The following is a 4102-nucleotide window of genomic DNA, read 5'->3' as shown; positions in this document are numbered from 1 at the left end:
GTAATGTACCTGTCGCGTCAGGTTAATTGGTACGCGCTTTCTGAAAAAAATAATGGAGACGAAGATTAGTTTAATCTTCGGATAAATCGTACATATTTGCAAGGAAGAGCGCGATCTCAACGTTATTCTTGAAAAGACAGACTGTATATGAAACAATTACTCATTTTGGGAGCTGGGCGCTCGGCCACCGCCCTTATTCAGTATTTATGTGAGCAGAGTCAGCAGTATGATTGGCAAGTGATTGTAGCTGACGCTTCGGAACCAACGGTTGCTATTCTTAAACAACAATATCCTACTATTGAGACTCAGCAGATTGATGTGCTTGATGAGGAAGCCCGCAATCATATTATCGGAACGGCTGATCTGGTAATATCGATGCTACCAGCGCGCTTTCATATTCACGTAGTACATTCTTGTTTGGCCCTACGGAAGCATTTAATTACGGCCTCTTATGTGAGCAATGATGTAAAAGAGTTACAAGCCGATATAAAAAGTAATGATTTGACATTTTTGTACGAATGTGGTCTTGACCCAGGTTTAGACCATATGTCGGCTATGAAAATTATTGACGAAGTGAAATCGCAAGGCGGCACTATAACTTCCTTTCAGTCTTCCTGCGGTGGACTAATGGCGCCGGGCTCAGATAATAATCCTTGGCGATATAAGTTTACCTGGAACCCGCGCAATGTAGTATTAGCCGGAAAATTCGGCACCGCGCAGTACCTATTCAGGGGACGCCATAAAAACATCCCTCATCACCACGTATTTAGCCGGATAAGTGCGGTAGAAGTACCCGGCTACGGGCGGTTTGAGTCGTACCCCAATCGTGATTCGCTGAAGTACCGCGACCTATACGGCATTCACAAAGCTGAGACTATTTTACGGGGAACGTTGCGTCGCCCCGGGTTTTGCGCCGCCTGGAATGCATTTGTTCAATTGGGTTTGACCGATGATAGCTACGAGGTATGGAATCTAGGGAATATGACCTACGCTGATTTTGTACGGGCTTACTTACCGTACAGCGAAGACGATTTAGTGACTAACTTCAGTCGCTACATTGGTACCGATGTTACCTCCGAATTAATGGAGCGCATTATGTGGTTAGGATTGTTGGATGAGAAGCCTATTGGTATGAAGAAAGCTTCACCAGCCGATGTACTACAAAAACTGCTGGAAGAAAAGTGGCAGACCCAACTACAGGATGAAGACATGATTGTGATGCAACATTTGATCGGATACCAACTACAGGGCGAAGATCATTTATCTACTTCGTCTTTGGTGGTAACTGGGCAGTTAGACCGACTTTCGGGAATGGCAAAAACGGTAGGGTATCCGCTTGGAATTGCCGCTAAGTTAATTTTAAATGAGCAAGTAACGCGACGTGGTCTGCTTATTCCTATCCATCGGGAAATATACGAACCCATTTTACAGGAACTACAAAAATTTGGAGTCAACTTTCAGGAGATGGCTCATCCACTGACTCCGGTTTTGTAGGCGAGACAAACTGGTCAGACTTCTCTTCGGATAACTTTTCTAGCTTTAAATTCGGAATTGCTACTGTAATGGTGGTTCCTTTGCCTAGCTTTGATTGGAGTGATAAAGTTCCCCCAATCTTTTCAGAAGTGCTCCGGGCAATGTATAAACCTAAGCCTGCTCCTCCAGTTTGTTCACTGGCCCGATAGAACATGTCAAAGACTTTAGCTTGCAGATGATCTTCAATACCAATTCCATTATCGGTGAAAGTGGCAACAGTCTTCTTTCCTTTTCTAGTTACAGCTATATGCAGTGTGAGCGCTGTTTTTTCGGCATCATGGTACTTAATAGCATTTGATATTATACTGAGAAATATAATCTTAGCTCGTTTAGTGTCGGAATAACAGCGTAGGTTGGGTGCAATCTCGTAACTAATAGTAACGGGCCGCTCTTCCGGCTGTAGATAGTGTAAGTCACGAATGGCCTCTACAATAAGTTCTTCAAAATTAATAAGCGCCACTTCAATCGCTATTCGGGTATTGCGAGAGTACTCAATAATATCTTTTACCGTTTCGTCTAATTTGTACGCACTTACTTCTACCTGATTAATAAGATCGGTACGCTCGGCTTTACGAGTAGCGAACCGGAGTAATGAAACCAGGCCAAAAATGGATGTGAGAGGGGAACGCAAATTGTGCGAGGCACTATATACCAGCTTATCTAATTCGTCATTAGCTTTAGTTAATTCGTCATTCAATGCCTTCTCACTAATCAATGCTTGTTTGATTCTTTCTTCCGCCTTTTTTCGTTCGTTAATATCTCGAGCGGTATACTGAGCGTACAGTGTTTCCCCTGCTTCACTTTGGTGTAACGTTTGGTTTACTTCTAACCATAGATACTCCCCTTCCTTTGTTTTAACCTGTATTTCAGTAGGAGCCTGAATGCCTTGCCCCAAGCGCGCGGCATCTTTGGGGTGCAATAATGCCTTTACGCCCTGACCAATCATTTCGTCAGGATCGTATCCTAACACGCGTTCAATAGATGGGGTAGTATAGAATATTTTCTCGTTGGAAGTGCAAAAGAAAATAATGTCGTACAGATTTTCGGTAATCAGCCAGAATTTCTCTTCAGTCTCTTTCAGCCGCTGCCCCGCTAAGTTAATTGAAGATGCTAACTCCTTCAAATCAGTGTTATCGGTTAGTGCTAGATCCTTCTCAGTAGCACTACCTTTACCTTGCACAAGTTGATTAACTTTATTAGTAAGTTCTGAGATGGGACGAATAACCCGGTCAGGAATTTTATCCATCACCACTGCCACCGCCAGCAGAACCAAGATGCTTGCTAAAAAAGTGTTAATTTTTGCCTTCAGGTACAAATTCTGGAGCGATTGATTTTTCTTTTTTAGCTGTTGGTGACTATAATCAACTATTTTAGAGCAGCTAGAACGAAATATTTCGTTTTGCCAGCGCAGCAAACTCAAGTATAACTCACCTCGGTCAGATGCAGTAGCCACTTGGTTTAAGTTGCGTTCGTATTGTTGACGGCTTGTTTCCAGCGATTGATAAAGGCTATCGGCATCACTGTTTTGCGTGTTTTTCTGAATTATAGCCAGGTAGCCGAGCGCAACTTCCTTCTCGCTACGGATCACTTTCTTTAATACGGCTTCTTCAGTTGAAGCAACACTATCCAGACAAAACATAAATAGGGCGCGATCTATTTTAGCCAACGAGATAATTAACTCCTCAGCGGCTTTCACCGTCTGATAATCTTCTTGAAGTATTTGGGTTGACGTTGAACCAATCCGTTGCAGATAATAAATAGACGTACCGAACGAAACAAACGTTAGAGCAAGTACAAAAATTAAGGCTGAGAGAATATGCTTTCTAATGCTCATGGCTAATTGACAGATTCAAAAATATCGGATCGGTTAGTTGGTGTGTGCTTCAAGGAAATGGTTCAAAAATAACTAATCATTAGCCGGTAGATTGTGGTTATCGTTTCGTTTACTTACCTATGTATCATTGTCTTATGTTTCACTTAATATTTTTAAATATGCCAACTACAACGTTGCCCAATTTGCTTGATAGGATGTGGACGGATTATACCACCATGAATCCGCAGGCACTAAAAATTTATAAGCTATTTCTGGAGCGAGGCGATCAGGTCCAAAACGATCACATTGCCTTTCGTACGTTCAATCACCCCAAGGTTTCGATAGACGTAATATCCCGCCCCTTTCTTGAAGGTGGCTACGAATACCGGCAGGACTATCAGTTTACTGAGAAGAAGCTTTACGCTAAACATTTTGAGCATACTGATGCCCAGATGCCTAAAATTTTTATTAGCGAACTGAAACTAGAAGAACTCGATGAAGATGTACAGAATGCAGTAAATCAGTTAGTTGATCAGGTACCGGATTACGTTACTCAGCAGTTTGATTTCTGCTCTAATGGTCGGCCTTGGGAAGTGAGCTACGAAGTGTATGAGCAGCTTCAGAAAAAAAGCGAGTACGCCGCCTGGATGGCAGCGCATGGCTACCGGCCGAATCACTTCACGGTATTTGTTAAAGCGCTGAGTAGCTTCGATGACATCCGGCAGGTGAATGAATTTATTAATCAAAATGGCTTCA

Annotated in this window: 3 protein-coding genes; 2 read left to right on the top strand and 1 reads right to left on the bottom strand. The window is 42.7% G+C overall.

Translation table 11 applies throughout. The features are described from left to right. Window positions 1–147: 147 nt before the first annotated feature. Window positions 148–1494, top strand: a complete 1347-nt coding sequence (locus WBA23_RS24140; RefSeq protein WP_424584839.1) for a saccharopine dehydrogenase C-terminal domain-containing protein — start codon at window positions 148–150, stop codon at window positions 1492–1494. On the opposite strand, the gene WBA23_RS24135 is transcribed toward WBA23_RS24140, so the two are convergent. After that, window positions 1451–3367, bottom strand: coding sequence for an ATP-binding protein (locus WBA23_RS24135; RefSeq protein WP_424584838.1), 1917 nt, complete (start codon window positions 3365–3367; stop codon window positions 1451–1453). The genes WBA23_RS24140 and WBA23_RS24135 overlap by 44 nt on opposite strands. A 158-nt stretch (window positions 3368–3525) precedes the next feature. Here WBA23_RS24135 and WBA23_RS24130 point away from each other — a divergent pair. Then, on the top strand, window positions 3526–4102 hold a 577-nt coding region (locus WBA23_RS24130), incomplete at its 3' end, for a DUF1338 domain-containing protein (RefSeq protein ID WP_424584837.1).

It is taken from the genome of Tunicatimonas sp., assembly GCF_049647865.1.
Lineage (GTDB): Bacteria > Bacteroidota > Bacteroidia > Cytophagales > Cyclobacteriaceae > Tunicatimonas.
The sequence above is the reverse complement of the archived record's forward strand: the minus strand, read 5'-3'. Positions and strand labels throughout refer to the sequence as shown.

Bases quoted from the DNA above. Each gene is read 5' to 3' on its own strand.
- WBA23_RS24140 (WP_424584839.1), top strand. From the start codon at position 148: ATGAAACAATTACTCATTTTGGGAGCTGGGCGCTCGGCCACCGCCCTT.
- WBA23_RS24135 (WP_424584838.1), bottom strand. From the start codon at position 3,367: ATGAGCATTAGAAAGCATATTCTCTCAGCCTTAATTTTTGTACTTGCT.